Origin of the sequence: Leifsonia sp. NPDC058248, assembly GCF_042881905.1 — a bacterium.
GTDB lineage: Bacteria > Actinomycetota > Actinomycetes > Actinomycetales > Microbacteriaceae > Leifsonia.
The window spans coordinates 32,150-53,579 of record NZ_JBHVXB010000004.1 but is presented as its reverse complement, the minus strand read 5'-3'; the positions used below and the strand labels follow the sequence as shown (position 1 = coordinate 53,579).

Annotated in this window: 22 protein-coding genes; 17 read left to right on the top strand and 5 right to left on the bottom strand. The window is 68.8% G+C overall.

Annotated features, from left to right (window positions below):
* The first annotated feature begins 100 nt into the window (after positions 1–100).
* From ACFVV5_RS07785 to smc, 5 genes are all read left to right on the top strand, one after another.
* A complete protein-coding gene (locus ACFVV5_RS07785; protein ID WP_387241488.1) occupies positions 101–1,108 on the top strand; it encodes a branched-chain amino acid ABC transporter permease in 1,008 nt (335 codons plus the stop codon).
* The gene (locus ACFVV5_RS07780; RefSeq protein ID WP_387241485.1) at positions 1,105–2,430 is read left to right on the top strand and encodes a branched-chain amino acid ABC transporter permease; all 1,326 of its coding nucleotides are present in this window, start codon (positions 1,105–1,107) and stop codon (positions 2,428–2,430) included. The genes ACFVV5_RS07785 and ACFVV5_RS07780 overlap by 4 nt, the downstream gene beginning before the upstream one ends.
* On the top strand, positions 2,427–3,335 hold the full coding sequence (locus tag ACFVV5_RS07775; RefSeq protein WP_387241482.1) for an ABC transporter ATP-binding protein: 909 nt from the start codon (positions 2,427–2,429) through the stop codon (positions 3,333–3,335). The genes ACFVV5_RS07780 and ACFVV5_RS07775 overlap by 4 nt, the downstream gene beginning before the upstream one ends.
* Entirely contained in the window at positions 3,328–4,035 is a 708-nt protein-coding gene (locus ACFVV5_RS07770; protein WP_387242357.1) for an ABC transporter ATP-binding protein, read from the top strand. Before ACFVV5_RS07775 ends, ACFVV5_RS07770 begins: the two co-directional genes overlap by 8 nt.
* Positions 4,036–4,212: 177 nt before the next feature.
* A complete protein-coding gene (smc, locus tag ACFVV5_RS07765) occupies positions 4,213–7,785 on the top strand; it encodes a chromosome segregation protein SMC (RefSeq protein WP_387241479.1) in 3,573 nt (1,190 codons plus the stop codon).
* A 45-nt stretch (positions 7,786–7,830) separates the two neighbouring features.
* On the opposite strand, the gene ACFVV5_RS07760 is transcribed toward smc, so the two are convergent.
* Positions 7,831–8,643: a CHAD domain-containing protein gene (locus ACFVV5_RS07760; protein ID WP_387241476.1), complete on the bottom strand. Its 813-nt coding sequence runs from the start codon at positions 8,641–8,643 to the stop codon at positions 7,831–7,833.
* A 30-nt stretch (positions 8,644–8,673) separates the two neighbouring features.
* Between ACFVV5_RS07760 and ftsY the strand changes: the two genes are divergently transcribed.
* The 3 genes from ftsY to ffh are packed head-to-tail and all read left to right on the top strand — an operon-like array spanning position 8,674 to position 11,683.
* On the top strand, positions 8,674–9,549 hold the full coding sequence (ftsY, locus tag ACFVV5_RS07755; RefSeq protein ID WP_387241474.1) for a signal recognition particle-docking protein FtsY: 876 nt from the start codon (positions 8,674–8,676) through the stop codon (positions 9,547–9,549).
* An 8-nt stretch (positions 9,550–9,557) separates the two neighbouring features.
* A complete protein-coding gene (locus tag ACFVV5_RS07750) occupies positions 9,558–10,061 on the top strand; it encodes a DUF2004 domain-containing protein (RefSeq protein WP_387241471.1) in 504 nt (167 codons plus the stop codon).
* A gap of 56 nt (positions 10,062–10,117) precedes the next feature.
* A complete protein-coding gene (gene ffh, locus ACFVV5_RS07745) occupies positions 10,118–11,683 on the top strand; it encodes a signal recognition particle protein (RefSeq protein WP_387241468.1) in 1,566 nt (521 codons plus the stop codon).
* A gap of 4 nt (positions 11,684–11,687) precedes the next feature.
* Here the strand turns inward: ffh and ACFVV5_RS07740 are convergent, their stop codons facing one another.
* Positions 11,688–12,398 carry an SGNH/GDSL hydrolase family protein gene (locus ACFVV5_RS07740; protein WP_387241465.1) on the bottom strand — a complete coding sequence of 237 codons (711 nt, stop codon included), beginning with the start codon at positions 12,396–12,398 and terminating at the stop codon, positions 11,688–11,690.
* Positions 12,399–12,481: 83 nt separating this feature from the next.
* Complete coding sequence (locus ACFVV5_RS07735) at positions 12,482–13,615, bottom strand: glutamate--cysteine ligase (protein WP_387241462.1); 1,134 nt, start codon at positions 13,613–13,615, stop codon at positions 12,482–12,484.
* 182 nt (positions 13,616–13,797) lie between these two features.
* Between ACFVV5_RS07735 and rpsP the strand changes: the two genes are divergently transcribed.
* From rpsP to rimM, 3 genes are all read left to right on the top strand, one after another.
* Positions 13,798–14,283 (top strand): 30S ribosomal protein S16, encoded by a 486-nt coding sequence (rpsP, locus tag ACFVV5_RS07730; RefSeq protein ID WP_387241458.1) that lies wholly within the window; start codon positions 13,798–13,800, stop codon positions 14,281–14,283.
* A 4-nt stretch (positions 14,284–14,287) separates the two neighbouring features.
* Complete coding sequence (locus ACFVV5_RS07725) at positions 14,288–14,524, top strand: RNA-binding protein (protein WP_387241455.1); 237 nt, start codon at positions 14,288–14,290, stop codon at positions 14,522–14,524.
* Between the two features lie 73 nt (positions 14,525–14,597).
* Entirely contained in the window at positions 14,598–15,200 is a 603-nt protein-coding gene (rimM, locus tag ACFVV5_RS07720) for a ribosome maturation factor RimM (protein ID WP_387241453.1), read from the top strand.
* A 37-nt stretch (positions 15,201–15,237) separates the two neighbouring features.
* Here rimM and ACFVV5_RS07715 read toward each other — a convergent pair whose 3' ends face one another.
* Positions 15,238–15,900: a GntR family transcriptional regulator gene (locus ACFVV5_RS07715; protein WP_387241450.1), complete on the bottom strand. Its 663-nt coding sequence runs from the start codon at positions 15,898–15,900 to the stop codon at positions 15,238–15,240.
* 91 nt (positions 15,901–15,991) lie between these two features.
* On the opposite strand from ACFVV5_RS07715, the gene ACFVV5_RS07710 reads away from it, so the two are divergent.
* Together ACFVV5_RS07710 and trmD are read left to right on the top strand one after the other, a co-directional pair.
* Positions 15,992–17,164, top strand: a complete 1,173-nt coding sequence (locus ACFVV5_RS07710) for an MFS transporter (protein ID WP_387242354.1) — start codon at positions 15,992–15,994, stop codon at positions 17,162–17,164.
* A gap of 10 nt (positions 17,165–17,174) precedes the next feature.
* Positions 17,175–17,888: a tRNA (guanosine(37)-N1)-methyltransferase TrmD gene (gene trmD / locus ACFVV5_RS07705; protein WP_387241447.1), complete on the top strand. Its 714-nt coding sequence runs from the start codon at positions 17,175–17,177 to the stop codon at positions 17,886–17,888.
* Positions 17,889–18,014: 126 nt separating this feature from the next.
* Here the strand turns inward: trmD and map are convergent, their stop codons facing one another.
* Positions 18,015–18,785 (bottom strand): type I methionyl aminopeptidase, encoded by a 771-nt coding sequence (gene map, locus ACFVV5_RS07700; RefSeq protein ID WP_387241444.1) that lies wholly within the window; start codon positions 18,783–18,785, stop codon positions 18,015–18,017.
* 68 nt (positions 18,786–18,853) lie between these two features.
* Between map and ACFVV5_RS07695 the strand changes: the two genes are divergently transcribed.
* The 4 genes from ACFVV5_RS07695 (at position 18,854) to ACFVV5_RS07680 (ending at position 21,427) form a co-directional block, all read left to right on the top strand.
* Positions 18,854–19,348 (top strand): hypothetical protein, encoded by a 495-nt coding sequence (locus ACFVV5_RS07695; RefSeq protein ID WP_387241441.1) that lies wholly within the window; start codon positions 18,854–18,856, stop codon positions 19,346–19,348.
* A gap of 235 nt (positions 19,349–19,583) precedes the next feature.
* Complete coding sequence (rplS, locus tag ACFVV5_RS07690) at positions 19,584–19,931, top strand: 50S ribosomal protein L19 (RefSeq protein WP_387241439.1); 348 nt, start codon at positions 19,584–19,586, stop codon at positions 19,929–19,931.
* 87 nt (positions 19,932–20,018) lie between these two features.
* Complete coding sequence (gene lepB / locus ACFVV5_RS07685) at positions 20,019–20,765, top strand: signal peptidase I (RefSeq protein WP_387241436.1); 747 nt, start codon at positions 20,019–20,021, stop codon at positions 20,763–20,765.
* Complete coding sequence (locus ACFVV5_RS07680) at positions 20,765–21,427, top strand: ribonuclease HII (RefSeq protein WP_387242352.1); 663 nt, start codon at positions 20,765–20,767, stop codon at positions 21,425–21,427. Before lepB ends, ACFVV5_RS07680 begins: the two co-directional genes overlap by 1 nt.
* Positions 21,428–21,430: the final 3 nt, after the last annotated feature.

Sequence of the window (21,430 nt, the reverse complement as noted above, 5' to 3'; positions counted from 1 at the left end):
TCACTGCACCTCGTGGCCCGCGGCATCCGTCGTGTCCCGCTCTGTCCGCAATCCGATCGGATCGATGACGATCCCTTCCCCGCTCGATCTGGATGCCTGAATGCTCGAACTGTTAGTCCTCCACCCTGTCATCGACAACTCGTGGATCAACTTCGATGTCCCGTCCCTCATACAGAACTTCTGGGGTGCCACCTTCGACGGCCTCACCTTCGGGGCGATCTACGGCCTCATCGCCGTCGGTTACACGCTCGTATACGGTGTGCTCAACCTCATCAACTTTGCCCACTCCGAGGTGTTCATCATCGGCGCCTACGGCGTGGTGATCACCCTGACGTCGCTGGGCTTCGGCCCGTCGATCCCCAACCTCGGGATCGGAGCGATCATCGGCGATCTGCTGCTGGCCCTGGTGGTCGGCATGCTCGCCTCAGCCGTCACGGCCTTCCTCCTCGAGCGGGTGGCCTATCGGCCGCTGCGGAGGAGGAACGCCCCACGACTGGCCTTCCTCATCACCGCGATCGGCGCTTCGTTCGCGATCCAGTCGGCGATCTTCGTGATCCGCGGAGCGAACGCCGAGCCGGCCGTCACGATGTTCCGTCCGGTGGCCGTGTTCGACGTCTTCGGCACCATCATCACGACGCAGTCGCTCATCATCGTGGTCGCGGCCGTCGTGCTCATGGTGCTGACGGACATGTTCATCCGGCGCACCCGGACCGGCCGCGGCATCCGTGCGGTGGCGCAGGACCCGGACACCGCGACCCTGATGGGCGTGAACAAGGAGCGCATCATCGTGATCACCTTCGTGCTCGGCGGCCTGCTCGCCGGTGCGGCGGCCTTGTTCTACGTGATGCTCGTCCCCTCCGGCGTGATCTACACGGGCGGCTTCGTGCTCGGCATCAAGGCGTTCGCGGCCGCGGTGCTGGGCGGCATCGGAAACGTCAGGGGAGCGCTCCTGGGCGGCCTCCTGCTCGGTTTGATCGGAAACTACGGACAGATCCTGCTCGGCAACTCGCAGTGGACGGACGTCATCGCCTTCGTGGTGCTCGTCCTCGTCCTCCTGGTGCGCCCGACAGGCATCCTCGGTACCTCACTGGGGAGGAGCAGAGCATGAGCACGACAGACGGACCCAAGGTCCTGCCGGACGCGAGAAGCGAGCAGGCGGAGGACAACGCCGAGGCGAGACCGAAGCGGGGTGGTCCCCTCCAGGCTTTCCGCGACCGCTGGAACGGGCTTCCACGCCAGATCCAGTGGCTCTGGATGCTCATCGTGGTCGCCATCGCATTCGCGCTCCCGTACCTCAACTTCTTCCCCCTGACGACGGAGCCGGGCAACGACTGGGCGCTCGCGTGCTTCGCGATGGCGGTCTACGCTCTCATCGCGGTGGGCCTGAACGTTGTCGTCGGCTACGCCGGCCTCCTCGACCTCGGCTATGTCGCCTTCTTCGCGGTCGGTTCGTACACCGCGGCGATGCTGACCAGTCCCGACTCGCCGTTCACCAAGATCCCGTACCTCTGGACCATTCCGGTGGCGATGGCGGTCGCGATGCTCTTCGGTGTGATCCTGGGCGTCCCGACTCTGCGACTGCGCGGCGACTACCTGGCGATCGTGACGCTCGGCTTCGGCGAGATCGTGCGCATCCTGGCCACGATCATCCCGGCGCTGAAAGGACAGGTGGGCTTCCAGAACGTCGGCCACCCGCCCGGTGAGGACGCCGACGGCATCCCGATCTTCTCGAACTCCAACGGCGTCCCGTGGTACTGGATGACGCTCGTGATCATCATCATCATCCTGCTGCTGGTCGGCAATCTGGAGCGCAGTCGCGTCGGCCGTGCCTGGATCGCGATCCGCGAGGACGAGGACGCCGCCGAGATCATGGGCGTGCCCACCTTCAAGTACAAGGTGTGGGCGTTCGCGATCGGCGCGGCCGTCGGAGGTCTCTCGGGGGCGCTGTTCGCCGGCCAGGTCGGCTTCGTGAACAACCAGAAGTTCGACGTGCAGACCTCGATCCTGTTCCTCGCGGCGGTCGTCCTCGGTGGAACGGGCAACAAGGTCGGCGCTCTGCTCGGTGGTGCGATCGTGGCGTACATCCCGCTGCGCTTCACCGCGATCGCCGACTACAAGTACCTGATCTTCGGACTCGCCCTGGTGCTGCTGATGATCTTCCGCGCGAAGGGCCTGGTGCCCGCCAAGCAGCGCCTGCTGGCGTACGGCCGGAACGCGTACAAGTACCTGGTGAGCAAACCCGAGGACAGGCATCCGCGGACCGGGTCCGTCGCTGCGGCTCCGGCCGCTGCGGACGCGACCGCCGACAGCCCGGCTGTTGCGGAATCGCCCGACGCGCCGGCCGACCCGACAGGGAGCACCCACCCGGCCGACCCGGCCGACCCAGCCGACCCGGCCGATCCGAGCGCCCCGAAGGGAGACGCATCATGACCGAAGAGAACGACGCATCCCGCGAGTCGCTCGCACCCGGCGCCGACCCGGACACGCTGGTCGACGCCGGCATCGACCTCGAGGTCGCCGCTGCCGCCGCTCCGGACCGCGAGATCGCGGTCGAGGTGGGCGATAACATCGTCGAGGTCAAGAACCTGACCGTCAAGTTCGGCGGGCTGCTCGCCCTCGACGACGTGAGCTTCGACATCAAGCGCGGCGAGATCCTCGGTCTGATCGGCCCCAACGGCGCCGGCAAGACCACGTGCTTCAACGCGATGACCGGCGTCTACAAGCCCACCAGCGGCGATGTGCTGCTGGAGGGCAAGTCGATCAAGGGCCAGAAGCAGCACCAGATCACCCGCCTGGGGCTGGCGCGCACCTTCCAGAACATCCGCCTCTTCGGCGAGATGTCCGCCCTCGAGAACGTCGTGGTGGGCCTGGATGCGCGGCACCGCACGAGCGTGCCCGGTGCGCTCGTGAGGAGCCCGCGCCACATCCGCGAGGAGAAGTCGGCCATCGAACGCGGGATGGCGCTGCTCGAGTTCGTGGGCATCGCCGATCTGGCGACCACCGCATCCCGGCAGCTGCCGTACGGCTACCAGCGGCGGCTGGAGATCGCCCGCGCACTGGCGACCGACCCCAAGGTGCTCTGCCTGGACGAGCCGGCCGCCGGCTTCAACCCGGCGGAGAAGGAGGACCTGATGGACCTCATCCGCACCATCCGGGCCGACGGCTACACCGTGCTTCTGATCGAGCACGACATGCGCCTGGTGATGGGCGTCACCGACCGGATCGTCGTGCTCGAGTTCGGTCGCAAGCTGGCCGACGACATTCCGTCCGTGATCCGCAACGACCAGCGCGTGATCGCCGCTTATCTGGGAGAGCCTGAAGATGACGTTGCTTGAGCTGAAGAACGTGAGCGTCTCGTACGGGCGCATCGAAGCCATCCACGACATGTCGTTCGCGGTCGAGGAGGGCGAGATCGTCAGCCTGATCGGGGCGAACGGCGCGGGCAAGTCGACCACGATGAAGACCATCTCCGGCCTGCTGAACCCGTCGAAGGGCTCGATCTCGTTCGACGGCCAGGACATCACCAAGATGAAGGCGCACATCCGGGTCATCCGGGGCATCTCGCAGGCGCCGGAGGGCCGGGGGATCTTCCCCGGCATGACGGTGCTCGAGAACCTCGACATGGGCGCCTTCGGCCGCAAGGACCGCAGTGGGATGGACGCCGACTTCGACCGCGTGTTCTCGCTGTTCCCGCGTCTCGCCGAGCGCAGGACGCAGGTCGGAGGCACGATGTCGGGCGGCGAGCAGCAGATGCTCGCCATCGGGCGTGCCCTCATGTCGGCTCCGCGCCTGCTGCTGCTCGACGAGCCGTCGATGGGGCTGGCCCCGCAGTTCATCAAGCAGATCTTCGCGATCATCAGCGAGATCAACGCGCAGGGCACGACGATCCTGCTGGTGGAGCAGAACGCCAACCAGGCTCTGGCCCGGGCGAACCGCGGTTTCGTGCTCGAGACCGGCACGATCACCCATTCCGGTACCGGCAAGGAGCTCCTGGCGAACCCGGCCATCAAAGAGGCCTATCTCGGCGTCGGCTGACGCGCGAAGCGCCGCTCTCGCAATCGAGTCCGGAGTTGCTGGGTCGAAACCGCTCGGTTCGGCCCAGCAACTCCGGACTCGATGGCGCGCGACCGCGGGGCGCGACGGGCGAACCGCGCGCGGTCGGGTAAATTTGGCCCAGACGATCTGAGGGATGCGAGAAAGGATGGGCGGCGGGTGTATCTGAAGAGCCTGACGCTCAAGGGCTTCAAGTCGTTCGCCCAGCCGACGACCTTCGCGTTCGAGCCCGGGGTCACCTGCGTGGTCGGCCCCAACGGCTCCGGCAAGTCGAACGTCGTCGACGCCCTCGCCTGGGTGATGGGCGAGCAGGGCGCCAAGACCCTCCGCGGCGGCAAGATGGAGGACGTCATCTTCGCCGGCACCTCCACCCGCGGGCCGCTCGGCCGCGCCGAGGTCACCCTCACCATCGACAACTCCGACGGCGCGCTGCCGATCGAGTACTCCGAGGTCACGATCTCGCGCACGCTGTTCCGCAACGGCGGCAGCGAGTACGCGATCAACGGCTCGGCCTGCCGCCTGCTCGACGTGCAGGAGCTGCTCAGCGACTCCGGCCTCGGCCGCGAGATGCACGTCATCGTCGGCCAGGGACAGCTGGACGCCGTGCTGCACGCCAGCCCCGAAGAGCGTCGCGGCTTCATCGAAGAGGCCGCGGGCATCCTGAAGCACCGTCGCCGCAAGGAGAAGACCCTCCGCAAGCTCGAGGCGATGCAGACCAACCTGACCCGTCTCAGCGACCTCGCCGGGGAGATCCGGCGCCAGCTGAAGCCGCTCGGCCACCAGGCCGAGATCGCGCTTGAGGCCCAGTCGATCGCCGCGGTGGTCCGGGATGCCCGTGCGCGTCTGCTCGCCGACGATGTCGTCACCCTCCGCACCGCCCTCGACGACCACGGCCGCACCGAGTCCGAGCGGCACAGCGAGCGCATCGTCCTGCAGGAGCAGCTCGAGCAGAAGCAGCTGCGCGTCGCCCGGCTCGAGCAGGCCCAGGTGGGCGACGAGGTCGACATCGCACGTCGCACGTCGTTCGGACTCGAGTCGGTGCAGGAGCGGCTGCGCAACCTCTACACCTTGGCCAACCAGCGTCTGGCGCTGCTCGGCAGTCAGGCGGACGCACCGGAGTCCGGCCCCGGGGTGAGTCCTCAGATGGTTCAGGATGCCCGCGACGAGGTCGATCGCCTGCGAACGGTGGTCGCCGGCGCGGAGGCCGCCTGGGTCGCCTCCCAGGCCGCCACCCGCAGCGCCCGCTCGCGGCTCGATGCGGTGGACGAGGAGATCGCCGCCCAGAGCGCGCTCGTCTCCCGGCACGACCTGGAGATCAGCAAGCTCAGCGGTCAGGCCGATGCGGCCGCTCAGCGTCTCGCCGCCGTTCGCGGCGAGGTGCTGCGCCAGCAGAACGCTCTCGACGCCGCGACGGAGCGCCGCGAGAAGGCGCGCGCCGATTTCGCCGTCCGTGAAGCCGAGGCCGCTACGTTCGACGTCGGCGAGGGTAACCTCGACGAGGCGTACGAGCTCGCTCAGGCCGACGTGTTCGAGGCCGAGGGCGAGATCGAGCGGCTGCGCGAGGAGCTGCACACCCTCGAACGCGAGCGCGACGCTCTCGCCGCGCGCACCAGCGCGCTGTCCCAGGCGCTCGACCAGAAGGACGGCTCCGCCGCGCTCGTCGCCGCGCGACTGCCCGGGGTGCGCGGTCTGGTGGCCGAGCACATCCGCGTGCATCCGGGCTTCGAGGCGTCGATCGCCGCCGCCCTCGGCACGCTGGCGGATGCGGTGCTCGCCGACGACCGCGACCGCGCTTTCGAGGCGGTCGCCCATGCTTCCGCCGACGAGCTCGGCCGCGTCGAGGTCATCGTCGCCGACGCGACCGCGGCCGAGGTGGATCTCAGCGGCGTCACCGGCGTCGTCTCCGCGCGCTCGGTGGTGGATGCTCCGGCCGGCGTACTCGGCATCCTCGCGTTCACCGCGATCGCCGACGACCTGGAGTCAGCCAGAGCCGCGACCGCCGCGTTCGCCTCGCGTTCGCTCGGGGGACCCGTGACGATCATCACGAAGACCGGCGAGGTGCTCACCGATTTCGTGCTGCGCGGCGGCTCCGGCGCTCAGCAGAGCCGCATCGAGCTGATCGCCGACCGTGACGCCGCCCAGGACCGTCTCGGCGAGGTCACCTCCCTGATCGACCGCGCGAAGTTCGCGCTGGCCGAGCAGCGCGGTGTGCTGCAGGTCGCGAAGGAGCAGTCGAAGAACGCGCTGGCGGCGCTTCGCGAGTTCGACGCCCAGCTCGCCGCACAGACCGAGCAGCTCAATCGGCTCAAAGTGCAGCTCGAGGCATCGCAGGCCGAGTTCGACCGGCTGAGCTCGGCGCTCGCCCTCGCAGGCGATCGTGTCGCCGAGGCGGAGTCGGCCGCAGAGAAGGCCAGAGCCGAGTTGGAGACCGCGCAGTCCCGCCCCCGCCCGATCCTCGACGTCAGCGCGAGGGACACGCTCTCGGGTGAGCTCGATGCCGCCCGCGAGGCCGAGGTCGAGTCCCGGCTCTCCGTCGAGACCGCCAAGGAGCGCGTCCGTGCCGAGCAGGCCAGGGGAGAGGCTCTCGCCCGTCGGCTCGACGCCGAACGTGTCGCAGCCGAGGAGGCTGCCCGCCGCGCGGTCATCCGGCGCCGTCAGACCGACGCTGCGACGCGGGTGCTCGAGGCGCTGCCCGCGGTGCTCGACTCGGTCGACCGCTCGGTGACCCAGGCTCGCGTCGAGCTCGCGACGGCGGAGGCCCAGCGCGCCAGCCAGAACGAGGAGCTCACCGGGCTGCGCCGCGAGGAGAACGCTCTGCGGGAGCGGCTGCAGGCGATCTCCGAGAGCGTCCACGGCCTCGAACTGCAGATCTACGAGAAGAAGCTGCACCTCTCGAGCCTGCTGGAGCGGGCAGGCAGCGAGCTCGGACTCGTCGAGGACGTCCTCGTCGCCGAGTACGGACCCGAGGTTCCCATCCCGGTGGTGCGCACGGCCGCCGACGCCGAGTCGACGGACGGCGCAGAGCCCGGCGAGCCCGCAGAGCCGGCCGAACTCGAGACCGTGCCGTTCGACCGCGAGCAGCAGCAGAAGCGACTCGCCGCGGCGGAGCGGAAGTTCGCCCAGCTCGGACGCGTCAACCCGCTCGCACTGGAGGAGTTCGCGGCGCTCGAGCAGCGCCACAAGTTCCTCACCGAGCAGCTCACCGACCTGACGAACACCCGCAAAGACCTGCTCACGATCATCGAGGAGATCGACGAGAAGATGCAGGTCATCTTCGAGTCGGCCTTCGAAGACACGCGCGAGGCGTTCGGCTACGTCTTCCCGATCCTCTTCCCGGGCGGAACGGGCAGCATCACGCTGACCGACCCGGAGAACCTGCTCACCACCGGCATCGAGGTGTCGGTGAAGCCGGCGGGCAAGAAGATCGAGCGACTGTCGCTCCTGTCGGGCGGTGAGCGCTCGCTGGCGGCGGTCGCGCTCCTGATCGCGATCTTCAAGGCGCGGCCCAGCCCGTTCTACATCATGGACGAGGTGGAGGCGGCGCTCGACGACGCCAACCTTGGCCGGCTGCTGACGATCTTCGAGGACCTGCGCGAGTCGAGCCAGCTGATCGTGATCACCCACCAGAAGCGCACGATGGAGATCGCCGACGCGCTCTACGGCGTCTCGATGCGCCAGGACGGCGTGTCGGCGGTGGTCGGGCAGCGCGTCGCCCAGGAGAAGGCCTCCTAGTCTGCTGTCCTCCTGGCCTGAGCCTCGCGCCCGGGGCCGCGCCGGTCAGGCGGCGTCGCCGACGGCTGCGACGAGCGCAGGGAGCTCGTCCAGTCGCGCGGCGGCCTCGCTGTCGCAGTCGGCGGCGAGCCTCGCAACCCCGGCGGCGGCGGATGCGCTGAGCTCGGCATCCGCGGCGCGCGCGCGCAGGTGCATGCCCAGCAGCACGAAGTCGCGGTGGTCGCCCAGCGCATCCTGGACCGCCTCGGCGGCCGCAGCCGTGCGGACCGCCTTGCGGCCGAACGTGTCCGTCATCGCGTCGGCGGCGTACCGGAGCCGACGCGCCGCCTTGCGGAGCTCGTGCAACTCCTCCAGGGTGTCCTGCCCGCCGTCGGTGACCCGTCGGCGCGCGTTCGCGAGCCCGGCCGACCCCACCCGGTCCGGATGCTTCCTGCCGCGTCCGCGCAGCGGCGGCTCGGCCGCGAACACCTGCAGATCGGCGAGCAGGATGCGATTCGAGCGGCTGCGGAGGTGACCCAGCAACGAGGTGAGGGACGCGTCGTACGCGTCGCGGGCCTGCTGCGAGAAGCCGAGCACCGCATCCACCACGTCGGGGGCCGTCTGCGCGGCGAGCAGGTTCTCCAGGTCGTCGGCGCGCACCTCGAGGTCGCGCGTCTCGCCGAGGACGGCGCCCAGTTCGCGCAGCCGGTCGCGCATCCGTCTGGTCTCGTCGGGCCGGAAGGCGCGTCGGTAGACGCCGAGGACGCTCCGCAGGCGGCGGACGCGCGTCCTGGCCTGGTGCACGGCGTCATCGCCGCCCGTCTCGACGGCGACGAGCTGCTCCGCGAGCTCGGCGGACAGCGCTACGAGAGCGAACATGCTCACACCGTAGCAACTAGGGTGATCCGTATGGCAGAACGCACCTCCTGGTCCTTGTCGGGCGCCCTCCGCGGCATGTTCGCGAAGAAGACCATCGACGACACCACCTGGGACGACCTCGAGACCGCGCTCATCACTGCCGACTTCGGACCGGATGTGACCGAGGCGATCGTCGACGACCTGCGCGCCAAGGTCGACCGGTACCACACCACCGACCCCGCCGACCTGCAGCGGATGCTCCGCGAGACCCTCGAAGAGAAGCTCTCGAAGTACGACACCACCCTCAAGCTCTCCGAGCGCCCGGCCGTCGTGCTGGTCGTCGGAGTGAACGGCGTCGGCAAGACGACCACCATCGGCAAGTTCGCCAAGTTCCTGCGCACCTACGACCGCACCGTGGTCGTCGGCGCCGCCGACACCTTCCGCGCCGCGGCCGTGGAGCAGCTCGCCACCTGGGCGGAGCGCGCCGGCGCCGACATCGTGCGTCCGCAGCAGCAGGGGCAGGACCCGGCCTCCGTCGCGTTCCAGACCGTCGAGCGCGCCAAGCAGAACGGCACCGAGATCGTCATCATCGACACCGCCGGCCGATTGCAGACCAAGGGCGGCCTGATGGACGAGCTCTCCAAGATCCGGCGCGTGGTCGAGAAGCAGGCGCCCATCGCCGAGGTGCTCCTGGTGCTCGACGCCACCACGGGCCAGAACGGCCTGGCCCAGGCCGAGGCCTTCCTGGAGCACGCGGGCGTCACCGGGCTCGTGCTGACCAAGCTCGACGGATCGGCCAAAGGCGGCTTCGTGCTCGCCGTGCAGGAGAAGACGGGCATCCCGATCAAGCTGGTGGGCCAGGGCGAGGGCATCAACGACATCACCGGGTTCACGCCGCACGTGTTCGCGCAGCAGCTGGTCGGTTAGGGGTACGCATGGCGATCGAACACGACTACTTCGGCATCATCGACGAGACGGCCAGCGGTGGGCTCGCCTGGACCGACTCGACCGATCTCTCCGAGCAGGTGGTCGAGGTCGAGCTGCAGGCCGACAGCGAGTCGGCGGTGTCCGAGTACGCGCTCGATTCGGCCGCTGCGCTCATCCAGGCTCTGGAGGGATTCGACTCACGGGCCCGGGATGCACTGATCGCCGAACTGAGCTCGCAGGCGTCCGCGACCACGACCTACATCGACGACAACGTGGAGAGACTCGGCGACAGCCTGGTCGATCTGCTCGTCTACAGCTCCGGCGACATCGCCATCGACGTGCTGCGTTCGCTGCAGCTGCTGCGGGTGGTCATCCAGCCCGACAACTCCGCTGAAGACGAGGTGTTCGCCACCTTCGACTACTCGATCGACCCCGACGAGACGGATGCTCTGCTCACGGTGAGCTTCGACATCCGGGGCGACGTCGTCAACATCGACACGCACGACTCGTGACGCCCGGCGCGAAATCGCGCGAGCTCACAGCATCGTCCCGTTAAACTGGCTGGATCATGGCTACTTTCGGAACCCTGTCTGACCGCCTCGCAGACACCTTCAAAAACCTTCGCACCAAGGGAAAGCTGTCGGCGGCCGACGTCGACGGCACCGTGCGCGAGATCCGTCGTGCGCTGCTCGACGCCGACGTCGCACTCGATGTCGTCAAGGAGTTCACCGGCCGGGTGCGCGAGCGCGCACTGAGCGACGAGGTGAACAAGGCGCTCAACCCCGCCCAGCAGGTGGTGCAGATCGTCAACGAAGAACTGGTCACGATCCTCGGCGGGCAACAGCGGCGTCTGCAGTTCGCGAAGAAGCCGCCGACCGTCATCATGCTGGCCGGCCTCCAGGGCGCGGGCAAGACGACCCTCGCGGGCAAGCTGGCGAAGTGGCTCGCGAAAGACGGCCACACCCCCGTGCTGGTCGCGGCCGACCTCCAGCGACCGAACGCGGTCACCCAGCTGCAGATCGTCGGCGAGCAGGCCGGGGTCCCGGTCTTCGCCCCCGAGCCCGGCAACGGCGTCGGCAACCCGGTGAAGGTCGCGAAAGACGCCCTGAAGTTCGCCGAGACCAAGCAGTACGACACGGTCATCGTCGACACGGCCGGCCGTCTCGGCGTCGACGCCGAGCTCATGAAGCAGGCCGCGGACATCCGCAAGGCCGTCGATCCCGACGAAGTCCTCTTCGTCATCGACGCGATGATCGGCCAAGACGCAGTGGCCACGGCCAAGGCGTTCCAGGACGGCGTCGACTTCACCGGCGTGGTGCTCTCGAAGCTCGACGGCGACGCCCGGGGTGGCGCTGCCCTCTCGGTCGCGTCGGTCACCGGCCGCCCGATCATCTTCGCCTCCACCGGCGAGGGACTCGACGACTTCGAGCCGTTCCACCCCGACCGCATGGCCAGCCGCATCCTCGACCTCGGTGACATCCTCACCCTGATCGAACAGGCGCAGGAGGCGTTCGACGAAGACGAGGCGCGCAAGGTCGCGGAGAAGTTCGCGACCGACACCTTCACGCTCGACGACTTCCTCAAGCAGATGCAGCAGCTGCGCAACATGGGCTCCATCAAGAAGATGATGGGGATGCTCCCCGGCGCCGGCGCCATGAAGCAGCAGCTCGACAACTTCGACGAGAAGGAGATCGTCCGCACCGAGGCGATCATCCAGTCGATGACCACGACCGAGCGCACGACGCCCAAGCTGCTCAACGGCTCGCGTCGTCTGCGCATCGCCAAGGGCTCGGGCACGACCGTCACCGAGGTCAACCAGCTCGTCAACCGGTTCGAGCAGGCCGCCAAGATGATGAAGACGGTCGCAAAGGGCGGCGTGCCCCAGGTTCCCGGCATGGGCCCGATCCCGGGCGCAGGGTTCGCCGGAGGCCGCGGCAAGCAGCAGCCGAAGAAGAAGGGCTCGCGCTCGGGCAATCCCGCCAAGCGTGCGGCTGAGAACGCCGCGATCGCCTCCGGCGCCAAGCCCACGGGTGCAGCGGCCGGCTCGGGCTTCGGCCTCGGCGGCGCTCCGGCAAAGAAGGACGGGCCGTCCGAGGAGGAGCTGGCCTCGCTGCAGAAGTTCCTGGGTCGCTGAGGCGCTACAGCGCCAGGTTCAGCGGCGCCAGCTTGGAGTCGACGACCTTCGCCACGACGTCCTGACCGGCGGCGTTGGGGTGGATCTGGTCGGCCTGCAGCAGATCGCGGTGCCCGACCAGCGGAAAGCCGAGGTCGAGGAAGGTGCCGTCCACCTTCTCGACGGCCTTCTCGACGATGCCATCGACACGCGTCAGCGTCGCCGGCGGCCGGTCGGAGCCCCAGACGGCCGTGGTGCCGATGATGCGGGCGTCCGGGAACGCCGCTCGCAGGGCATCCAGGAGCTCGGTGCTGTTGCGCTCCACGAGCGCGGAGTCCTGCTCGCGGTCGTTGCGCGTGGCGGAGATCAGGATGAAGTCGGGGTGCAGCGTCAGTGCCTGGTCGACCTGGTGCCGGTAGTTGGTGTTGTTCCAGCCGAGCTTCACGAAGCCGGAGCCCGAGACGGCGAGGTCGGTGAGCCGCCAGCCGTGGGCGGCGGCGACCCGTGCCGGCCATGCCTCGGAGGGCTTCACACCCTTGCCGAACGCGATCGAGTCGCCGATCGCGACGAGCAGCGGGCGATCGGCGGTGCGCGCGCTCTGCGGTGCGGCCACCGCCGTTCCGACGGCCGCGACGGGGCGCTGAGCGGTCGTCGACGAGCAACCGGCGAGCACGATGGCGGCAGCGGCCGCGACGGCGACGACGGCCAGGCGGATGCTTCGGGTAGACAGACGCACGCGATGAGAGTAAGTCCTCGAAACTGCGTGAATGCTGTGGATCGCCGCGCCGGCCGAAACAGGGCGGGCGCCGCCGCGTGCCCTCACCGCTTCAAGCCGCTTCGCAGTTCGTGGGTCAGCGAGCTGACGACCGCCTGCAGGCTGCCCCCGTTCGCCTCGGCGACGGCCAGCTGGCGCTGGTAGCCGGCGCCCGTGCGCAGGATGACGTCGACCGTCTCGAGCTCGGCGAGACAGCCGAGGCGCTCCGCCACCGGGGCGAGGTCGACCACCAGGTCGCGGAGCGCATCCGAGACCAGGCGTTCGCTGCCGTCCGGCGCCACGATGATCTCCGCGTCGAGGCCGTACCGCGCCGCCCGCCACTTGTTCTCGCGCACGAACCACGGCTGGAGGGTGACCGGCTCCACCCCGGCGTCGAGCTGCTCGGACATCCGGTCGGTGAGGCAGTGGATGATCGCGGCGACGGCGCCGACCTCGTCCGCCGTCGAGAGCCCGTCGCACGCGCGCATCTCCACCGTTCCCCAGCGAGGAGACGGCCGGATGTCCCACCGCACCTCGCTGTGGTCGGTGACGACGCCGGTGGTCACGAGGTCCTGCACGTACTCCTCGTAGTTGGCCCAGCTCCCGAACTGCCAGGGGAGGCCCGCCGTGGGCAGCTGCTGGAACATGAGGGCGCGGTTCGACGCGTACCCGGTGTTCGCGCCGGCCCAGAACGGGCTCGACGCACTGAGCGACTGCAGGTGCGGATAGTAGGTGAGCAGTCCGTTGACGATGGGGAGCGCCTTGTCGCGCTCGTCGACGCCGACATGCACATGGATGCCCCAGATCATCATCTGACGGCCCCACCACTGCGTTCGGTCGAGCAGCCGGTCGTAGCGCTCGTTGGGGGTGACCCTCTGGTCGTACCACTGGGCGAACGGATGCGTTCCCGCGCACATCAGCTCGACCCCCAGCGGGTCGGTGACGTCGCGCACCAGGCCGACGAGCTCCTGCAGGTCGGCGATCGCATCCGGAACCGTGTGGTGCACGCGGCTGACCAGCTCGACGGTGTTCAGCAGTAGTTCGTGGGTGATCTGCGGATGCTCGTGGCCGTCTGTGCCGAGCTCGTCGAGCACGTCCTGCGCGATCTGGACGAGATCTCCGCTGGCCCCGTCGACCAGCGCGAGCTCCCACTCGATGCCCACGGTGGAGCGCTCGGATTCCGAGAATTCGATCTTCATGCTGGTCGTCCAGTCAGCCGATTGTTCAAAGGGCGCCTACATCTGACACAATAGCTAGTTGAGTTCCCTTGTACCCGACCCTCTAATCAGGTACGGCAGAACACCCTAGACCTCCTGCCGAGTGTGCCCCCACGCTCACGGCAGTCAGTTCGTCAAAACACTTCATACAACACAGGAGAATTGTGGCTGTCAAAATCCGTCTGAAGCGCCTCGGAAAGATCCGCGCTCCGTACTACCGCATCGTCGTCGCCGACTCGCGCACCAAGCGCGACGGTCGCGTGATCGAGGAGATCGGTCTGTACCACCCCACCGAGGAGCCGTCGGTCATCCAGGTCGACTCGGAGCGTGCGCAGTACTGGCTGGGCGTCGGCGCCCAGCCGAGCGAGCAGGTTCTCGCCCTCCTCAAGCTCACGGGCGACTGGGGCAAGTTCAAGGGCGACAAGAACGCTGTCAGCACCGTCAAGACCAAAGAGGCCAAGGCCGAGTTCCAGGTCGACGAGAAGAAGAAGCCGGTTCTGAAGCCCAAGGCCGAGAAGCCGGCCGAGGTCGCCGCGGCCGCTGAGGCCGTCGTCGAGTCCGAGGTCGAGGCCGAAGAGGCCGCCGAGGCCGAGGTCGTCGAGGCTGCCGAGGAGATCACCGAAGCCGCCGCCGACGGCGAGAAGGCGTAACACCTTGCTCGCACCCGCACTCGCGCACCTCGTCAAGGGGATCGTGGATCACCCCGACGACGTGCACGTCGTTGCAAAGAGTTCGCCCCGCGGCGAGGTCCTCGAGGTTCGTGTGAACCCCGAGGACCTCGGCCGGGTCATCGGCCGGGCCGGCCGCACCGCCAAGGCGCTGCGCACGCTCGTGGCCGCGCTGGCAGACGGGCGTCGCGTTCGCGTCGACGTCGTCGACACCGACAACTGAGGTGGCCGACCACAAGCTGCCCCCCAGCTCGTCGCCACGCTCTGACCAGACCCAGCTTCGGGTCGGCCGTCTGATGAAGGCCCACGGTCTGAAGGGCGCGATCAAGGTCGAGCTCTACACGGACGAGCCGGAGAAGCGGTTCGTCCCCGGCGCGGTCTTCACCCTCCAGGTGCCGACCGCGTCGAAGTGGCACGGCAAGACGCTCGAGCTCGTCGAGCTCCGTTGGTACAACGGGCACGCCGTCGGGTTCTTCAAGGGCGTCGACGACCGCGACGAAGCGGAGACCCTGATCAAGGCCATCCTCTGGGTGAGCCAGGACCCGCGCGAACTGCCTGAGGAAGACGACGCCTGGTACGACCACCAGCTCGTCGGACTCGACGCCGTCCGCGACGGCGTCACGGTGGGGATCGTCGCCCGCGTCGATCACCTGCCCGCTCAGGACCTGCTGGCGATCAAGACCGCCGCCGGCGAGGTGCTCGTGCCGTTCGTGAAGGCGATCGTGCCGGAGGTCGACCTCGCGGCCGGCACCGTCACGCTCACCCCGCCGACCGGCCTCTTCGAAGAGGTGCCGGAGGAGGCCGACTCCGACGGCGAGGTGGAGGTGGACGCTTCGGCTGAGGCGGCGCCTGAGCCGCACGCAGAGGCCGAGCGGAAGCCCGAGACCGAGACAGAGTGACGAAGAGCCCCGACCATCGTGTCGGGGCTCTTTCGTCTCAGTTCACGATGACGAGCCCGCGGGCGCGGAGCGTGCGGGTGTCGGCGTCGAGCGCTGCGAGCAGCCGCTCGTGCGTCGCGACGATGTGGCGGTGGATGCGGTCGGCCGCGGCGTCGGCGTCGCGCGCCGCCACGAGCTCCACGATCTCGCGGTGCTCCTCCCACGCCGTGCGTTTCGACGCGTCGGTGCGGACCTCCAGCCAGCGGGTTCGCGCGAGCCGGGTCATCGCCGACTCGACGGTGTCGGCGAAGTAGTGGTTCCCGCAGAGGCCGGCGAGCTCGACATGGAAGTGCGCTCCGGCGCGCACGCTCTCGTCGCTCGGTGTGCCGGGTGCGAAGCCGCCGAGACGTTCCCGGAGCGAGGCGATGGCCGAGTCGCCCGCCCGCGCGCAGCTGAGGCGCACGGCGGCGCTCTCCACCGCATCCCGCAGCTCGCTGAGCCGCGTGATCTCGCCCAGGTCGATGGGGGAGACCTGCCAGGCGCGCCCGTCGCGCTCGACGAGGCCGTCGGCCTCCAGCCGCATGAGCGCGGCGCGCAACGGGGTCCGGGATGCGCTCAGCTCGGATTCGAGGCCCCGCTCGGTCAGGCGCGCGCCCGGGGTGCGTTCGAGGTCGAGGATCTGGGAGCGGAGTCTGTCGTAGACGTGTGATTGCTCGGGCATCCGGAGCCTTTCAAGTGGTATACCGGTTTGGTATACCGCTAGGGTATACCGCGTGACGACCATTCTGACGCGAACACCCCGACCGTGGCTGATGCTGGCCTTCGGCGTCACCGCGCAGGCGAGCTCGACCGTCTTCGTCAGCACGCCGGCGTTCCTGATCCCGCTGCTCCACACCGAACACGGTCTGTCCCTCGCCCAAGCCGGCCTGCTCGCCTCCGCCCCGACGCTCGGCCTCGTCATCACCCTCATCGCCTGGGGCGCGCTGAGCGACCGCGTCGGGGAGCGCTGGGTGATCTCGGCCGGCCTCGCCATCACGGCCGCCGCCGCCTTCGCCGCGATGTTCGCCGGCGACTACGTGAGCCTGGGCGCGTTGTTCCTGATCGGCGGGATGGCCGCGGCGAGCCCGAACGCGGCGAGCGGGCGTGTCGTCATCGGCTGGTTTCCGAAGGAACGTCGAGGACTCGCCATGGGCATCCGGCAGATGTGCCAGCCGCTCGGAGTCGCTGTCGCGGCGCTGACGGTCCCGCAGCTCGCCGCAGCCGGCGGGATCGCCGCGGCCCTCGTCGTCCCGGCGGTGCTGTGTGCGATCTCGGCGGTGCTCTGCGCGGTCGGGATCGTCGACCCGCCGCGTCCGCCCCGCCGTTCGGAGGGCTCGCAAGACGAGCATCCGCTGGCCGTGTGGAGGCCGTACCGGGAGACGTCGTTGCTGTGGCGCATCCACGCCGTGTCGATGCTGCTCGTCGTCCCGCAGTTCGCGATCTCGATGTTCGGCCTCGTCTGGCTGGTGACCGAACTGCAGTTCCCGTCGCTGGCCGCCGGTGTCGTGATCGGGATCAGCCAGTTCGCCGGAGCGATCGGGCGCATCGGCGTCGGCGCGCTGAGCGACCGGGTGGGAAGTCACCTGCGGCCGCTGCGCTGGATATCGGTGGCGGCGGTCGGGGTCATGCTCCTGATGACGGTGGCGGCGTCGCTGGGGGCGGCGTGGGCGGCGGTGATCCTGATCGTCGCGGCCATCGTGACGGTCGCCGACAACGGTCTCGCCTACACGTCGGTCGCCGAGATCGCGGGACCGTTCTGGTCGGGACGGGCGCTCGGCGCGCAGAACACCGGGCAGTTCCTCGCGGCGTCCATCGTGGGGCCGGCGGTGGGCGGGCTGATCACCCTGGTGGGCTACCCGCTGACGTTCGCCGCGGTCGCCCTGTGCCCCGTCGTGGCGGTTCCGCTGGTGCCGCGCGACCGGGAGCTGGCCGTCGTGCCCGAATAGACTTTGCACCATGCGCATCGACATCGTCACGATCTTCCCCGAGTTCTTCGATGTGCTCGACATCTCGCTGCTGGGCAAGGCGCGGCAGACCGGCATCATCGACCTCGGCGTGCACGACCTGCGCGACCACGCCCACGACCGGCACCGCACGGTCGACGACACCCCCTACGGCGGCGGGGCCGGCATGGTCATGAAGCCGGAGCCGTGGGGGGAAGCGCTCGACGGCATCCTCGAGGGGGGACCGGGCGACCCGGGCGACCCGGGCGACCCGGGCGACCCGCTGGTGATCTTCCCGTCGCCGGCCGGTGACGTCTTCACCCAGGCGATGGCGCGCGAGCTCGCGAACGAGCAGCACCTGGTCTTCGGATGCGGGCGCTACGAAGGCATCGACCAGCGCGTCTTCGACGACACGGCCGTGCGCGCCCGGGTGCGCCTGGTGAGCATCGGGGACTACGTGCTCAACGGGGGAGAGGTGGCGACGATGGCGATGATCGAGGCGATCGGCCGGCTCATCCCCGGTGTGGTCGGGAACCCCGAGAGCCTGGTCCAGGAGTCGCACGAAGACGGCCTGCTCGAATACCCCAGCTACACGAAGCCGGCGGAGTGGCGCGGTCGCGCGGTGCCGCCGGTGCTGCTGTCGGGCAACCACGGTGCGATCGCCGCGTGGCGCCGCGAGCAGCAGCTCGAGCGCACGGCGCGCGTGCGTCCCGACCTGCTCGCCTGAGCGCGCCGCCGCCGCGCCGCGCGCCGCCCCCGCCCGCCCGCCGCCCGCAGTCGAGTCCTGAGTTGCTGGCCCGAAACAAGTGTTTTCGACCCAGCAACTCCGGACTCGATTGCCGGACGGCGCTGCTCAGGCGTCGCGGGCGGTCAGCACGATGGCGTCGCCGTCGGTGATCGCGATGGTGTGCTCGGAATGGGCGCCGCGTGACCCGTCCGCGCTGCGGAGGGTCCAGCCGTCCGGGTCGGTGAAGATCTCGTCGGTGGTCTCGAGGAACCACGGCTCGATCGCGATCACCAGACCGGGACGCAGCGGGAAGCCCCGCCCGGCGCGACCGTCGTTGGGCACGTGCGGGTCGCCGTGCATCGTGCGCCCGACCCCGTGTCCGCCGAACTGCGTGTTGATCGAGTAGCCCTCGGCGTGGGCGACGGCGGCGATCGCTGCGGAGATGTCGCCGACTCGCCCGCCCGGCTGTGCCGCGTCGATGCCGGCCGTGAGGGCCCGGCGGGTCGTCTCGATGAGGCGCAGGTCTTCGTCCCGTGCTTCGCCGACCACCATGCTGATCGCCGAGTCCGCCACCCAGCCGTCGACCGCGGCGGCGAAATCGAGGCTCAGCAGGTCGCCGTCGCGCAGACGGTAGTCGTGGGGGAGACCGTGCAGCACGGCGTCGTTGACCGAGGTGCAGATGACCTTGCCGAACGGGCTCGCACCGAACGACGGGTGGTAGTCGAGGTAGCTCGACACGGCGCCTGCGCTACGGATGAGGTCGTGCGCGATCCGGTCGAGCTCGAGCAGGTTGGTCCCGACTCTCGCGGCGGCAGCGGTACGGGCGAGAACGTCGGCGACGAATCGTCCGGCCGGACGCATCTGCTCGATCTCGGCGGGAGTCCTCAATTCGATCACGCTCCAGTGTTTCACGCCCTCGGCGAACCCGCAGCCATCGCACAGCCCGGCGCGGATACTCTGGTCACGTGTTCGTTCGTAAGGCGTTCTATTGGTGGCTCTTCCCGTCCGCCGTGATCCTCCCTGCCTGGCTCCTGATCGGCTGGGCGATCTTCGGCACCGGCGGCTGGACCTTCGTCGGCCTGCTCGTCGTGTGCCCCATCCTGTTCGTCGCCCAGCTGGCCGTCGGCGGCATCATGATGGCCCGCAGGAGTGTGCGCGACTCCCGGGCCGTCTCCTGGTACGACGTCGGTCTTCTCACCGCCTGGCACCTCTCCGTCGTGGTCTTCGGCCTGTTCATCCCGGGCGTATCCAGCTGGATCGCCGTGCTCGGCATCCTCCTGGGCCTCGCCGCGTTCTGGGTGTCGCTCTGGGAGCTGGTGACAGAGGCCCGGGTGCGCGTCCAGCAGACCTTCGACGCCTACGAGCGTGCGGCACAGCCCCAGCAGGTGCGTCGTCCCGACGACGGTTTCGCCGACGACGCCGAGATCATCGTCATCGAGGAGCACCGGGACGAGCGCTGAGTTCGGGCTGAGTGGTCGCTGAGACCGCTCGTCGACCGTTGCGCTTTGGCAAAACGGCGCCGTTCATGGCAGAATTGCTGTTTGTGCCGCGGCCAGACTCTGCCACAGGGGAGCCAGCAACTCTCGCGGACACCCCATAACCGATAATCCGGACTCTGCCGGCGCGGTCAGCCGCGTTCGCAGAAGTCCCCAAGTCCGTCCTCGACCTGTGGCGGGTACAGAGAGCGAACACGCAATGCATATTCTCGACCAGGTGGATGCCGCTTCACTGAAGCAGGACATCCCCTCCTTCCGCGCCGGCGACAACGTCAAGGTGCACGTCAACATCGTCGAGGGAACCCGCTCTCGTATCCAGGTCTTCCAGGGCGTCGTGATCGGCCGCTCGGGCGAAGGCGTCCGCGAGACCTTCACGGTCCGCAAGGTGAGCTTCCAGGTCGGCGTCGAGCGCACCTTCCCGGTGCACTCGCCGGTGATCGACAAGATCGAGGTCGTCACCCGCGGTGACGTCCGTCGCGCCAAGCTCTACTACCTCCGCGAACTGCGCGGCAAGAAGGCCAAGATCAAGGAGAAGCGCGACAACTAAGGCGCCGCAGCCTTCGACTCGCGGCTCTCTCCGAGCCTTTCCTGAGCTCCCGTTCCCCTACACTGGACCGGGAGCTCAGGCGGTTAAATGACGGAAGAATCAGTGCCCACCCGGTCAGACCGCGTGGCAAGGGAACGGCGTGTACGACGTCGCGGAACACGGGCATTCATCCGTGACATCCTCATCATCTTCCTGGTGGCCGTCCTCGCCTCCTTCCTCATCAAGACCTTCATCGTCCGGTCGTTCTACATCCCGTCGGCGTCGATGGAGAACACCCTTCAGATCAACGACCGCATCATCGTGAACGAACTGGAGCCGGGGCTCGTCCCGATCAGCCACGGCGACGTCGTGGTGTTCCGCGATCCGGGCGGCTGGCTGGCCCCGCAGCCGCCGAGCAATCAGAACCCGGTCGCCGCGGCCTTCGATCAGGTACTCACCTTCATCGGACTCTCCGCCGCCGACAGCAACGACCATCTCATCAAGCGGGTGATCGGCCTCCCGGGGGACCATGTCGTGTGCTGCACCGCGAAGGGCGAGATCACAGTGAACGGCAAAGCCCTCGACGAGCCGTACATCGTCCTGCCGCCCGGCGAGACCAAAGCGGCGACGCTGCCGTTCGATGTCACGGTGCCCCCCGGCGAGCTGTGGGTGATGGGCGACAACCGCTACAACTCGCAGGATTCCTCGCGCAACCAGAACCTCCCGGGGCGAGGCTTCGTGCCGATCGACCACGTGGTGGGGCGCGCCTTCGTGATCAGCTGGCCCGTCAGCCGGTGGACCTGGCTCGACAACTACCCCGAAGTGTTCCGCGGGGTGGAGGATGGTCAGAAATGATGACCCCGATCAGTCCCACGCTGCGGTTCGAGCGGTCGCTCTACCGCGAAGGCGTCACCTCGATCGTCGCGTGCGACGAGGTGGGCCGTGGAGCCCTCGCGGGCCCGGTCGCGGTCGGTATGGTCGTGATCGACGCGACGGTGAAACGGATGCCCGCCGGGCTGCGCGACTCCAAGCTGCTTCCCGAGCCGGTGCGTGAGACGCTCGAACCGCTCTGCCGCACCTGGGTGCTGCACTCCGCGGTCGGCATGGCCTCGGCGGCCGAGGTCGACTCGCTGGGCATCATGCGGTGCCTGGGCCTCGCTGGTGCTCGCGCGCTCGCACTGCTGGAGGAGGGCGGCGCCGAGATCCGCGACAGCACGCTCATCCTCGACGGCAACTACGACTACCTCAACCCCGCATTGATGCGGCCCGCCCGGGTCGTGACGCGGATCAAGGCCGACCGGGACTGCGCATCCGTGTCCGCCGCATCCGTGATCGCCAAGGTGCACCGCGATCGGCTGATGATCGGCCACGACGCCGAATACCCGGGCTACGGCTGGGCGTCGAACAAGGGCTACTCGAGCCGGGAGCATTTCGACGCCATTGCGGAGCTCGGCCCGAGCGCGCTGCACAGGCTGACCTGGCTCAAAGACGCGGCGACACTCGCCATGCCAACATAAGTC

Excerpts from the sequence above, each read along its gene's own strand:
- ACFVV5_RS07710 (WP_387242354.1), top strand. The coding sequence starts at position 15,992 with ATGCTGGCCTTCGGCGTCACCGCGCAGGCGAGCTCGACCGTCTTCGTC.
- rplS (WP_387241439.1), top strand. The coding sequence starts at position 19,584 with ATGCATATTCTCGACCAGGTGGATGCCGCTTCACTGAAGCAGGACATC.
- ACFVV5_RS07680 (WP_387242352.1), top strand. The coding sequence starts at position 20,765 with ATGACCCCGATCAGTCCCACGCTGCGGTTCGAGCGGTCGCTCTACCGC.
- ffh (WP_387241468.1), top strand. The coding sequence starts at position 10,118 with ATGGCTACTTTCGGAACCCTGTCTGACCGCCTCGCAGACACCTTCAAA.
- ACFVV5_RS07750 (WP_387241471.1), top strand. The coding sequence starts at position 9,558 with ATGGCGATCGAACACGACTACTTCGGCATCATCGACGAGACGGCCAGC.
- ACFVV5_RS07780 (WP_387241485.1), top strand. The coding sequence starts at position 1,105 with ATGAGCACGACAGACGGACCCAAGGTCCTGCCGGACGCGAGAAGCGAG.
- ACFVV5_RS07785 (WP_387241488.1), top strand. The coding sequence starts at position 101 with ATGCTCGAACTGTTAGTCCTCCACCCTGTCATCGACAACTCGTGGATC.
- ACFVV5_RS07735 (WP_387241462.1), bottom strand. The coding sequence starts at position 13,615 with ATGAAGATCGAATTCTCGGAATCCGAGCGCTCCACCGTGGGCATCGAG.
- rimM (WP_387241453.1), top strand. The coding sequence starts at position 14,598 with ATGAAGGCCCACGGTCTGAAGGGCGCGATCAAGGTCGAGCTCTACACG.
- ACFVV5_RS07775 (WP_387241482.1), top strand. The coding sequence starts at position 2,427 with ATGACCGAAGAGAACGACGCATCCCGCGAGTCGCTCGCACCCGGCGCC.
- ACFVV5_RS07760 (WP_387241476.1), bottom strand. The coding sequence starts at position 8,643 with ATGTTCGCTCTCGTAGCGCTGTCCGCCGAGCTCGCGGAGCAGCTCGTC.
- ftsY (WP_387241474.1), top strand. The coding sequence starts at position 8,674 with ATGGCAGAACGCACCTCCTGGTCCTTGTCGGGCGCCCTCCGCGGCATG.
- trmD (WP_387241447.1), top strand. The coding sequence starts at position 17,175 with ATGCGCATCGACATCGTCACGATCTTCCCCGAGTTCTTCGATGTGCTC.
- ACFVV5_RS07715 (WP_387241450.1), bottom strand. The coding sequence starts at position 15,900 with ATGCCCGAGCAATCACACGTCTACGACAGACTCCGCTCCCAGATCCTC.
- lepB (WP_387241436.1), top strand. The coding sequence starts at position 20,019 with ATGACGGAAGAATCAGTGCCCACCCGGTCAGACCGCGTGGCAAGGGAA.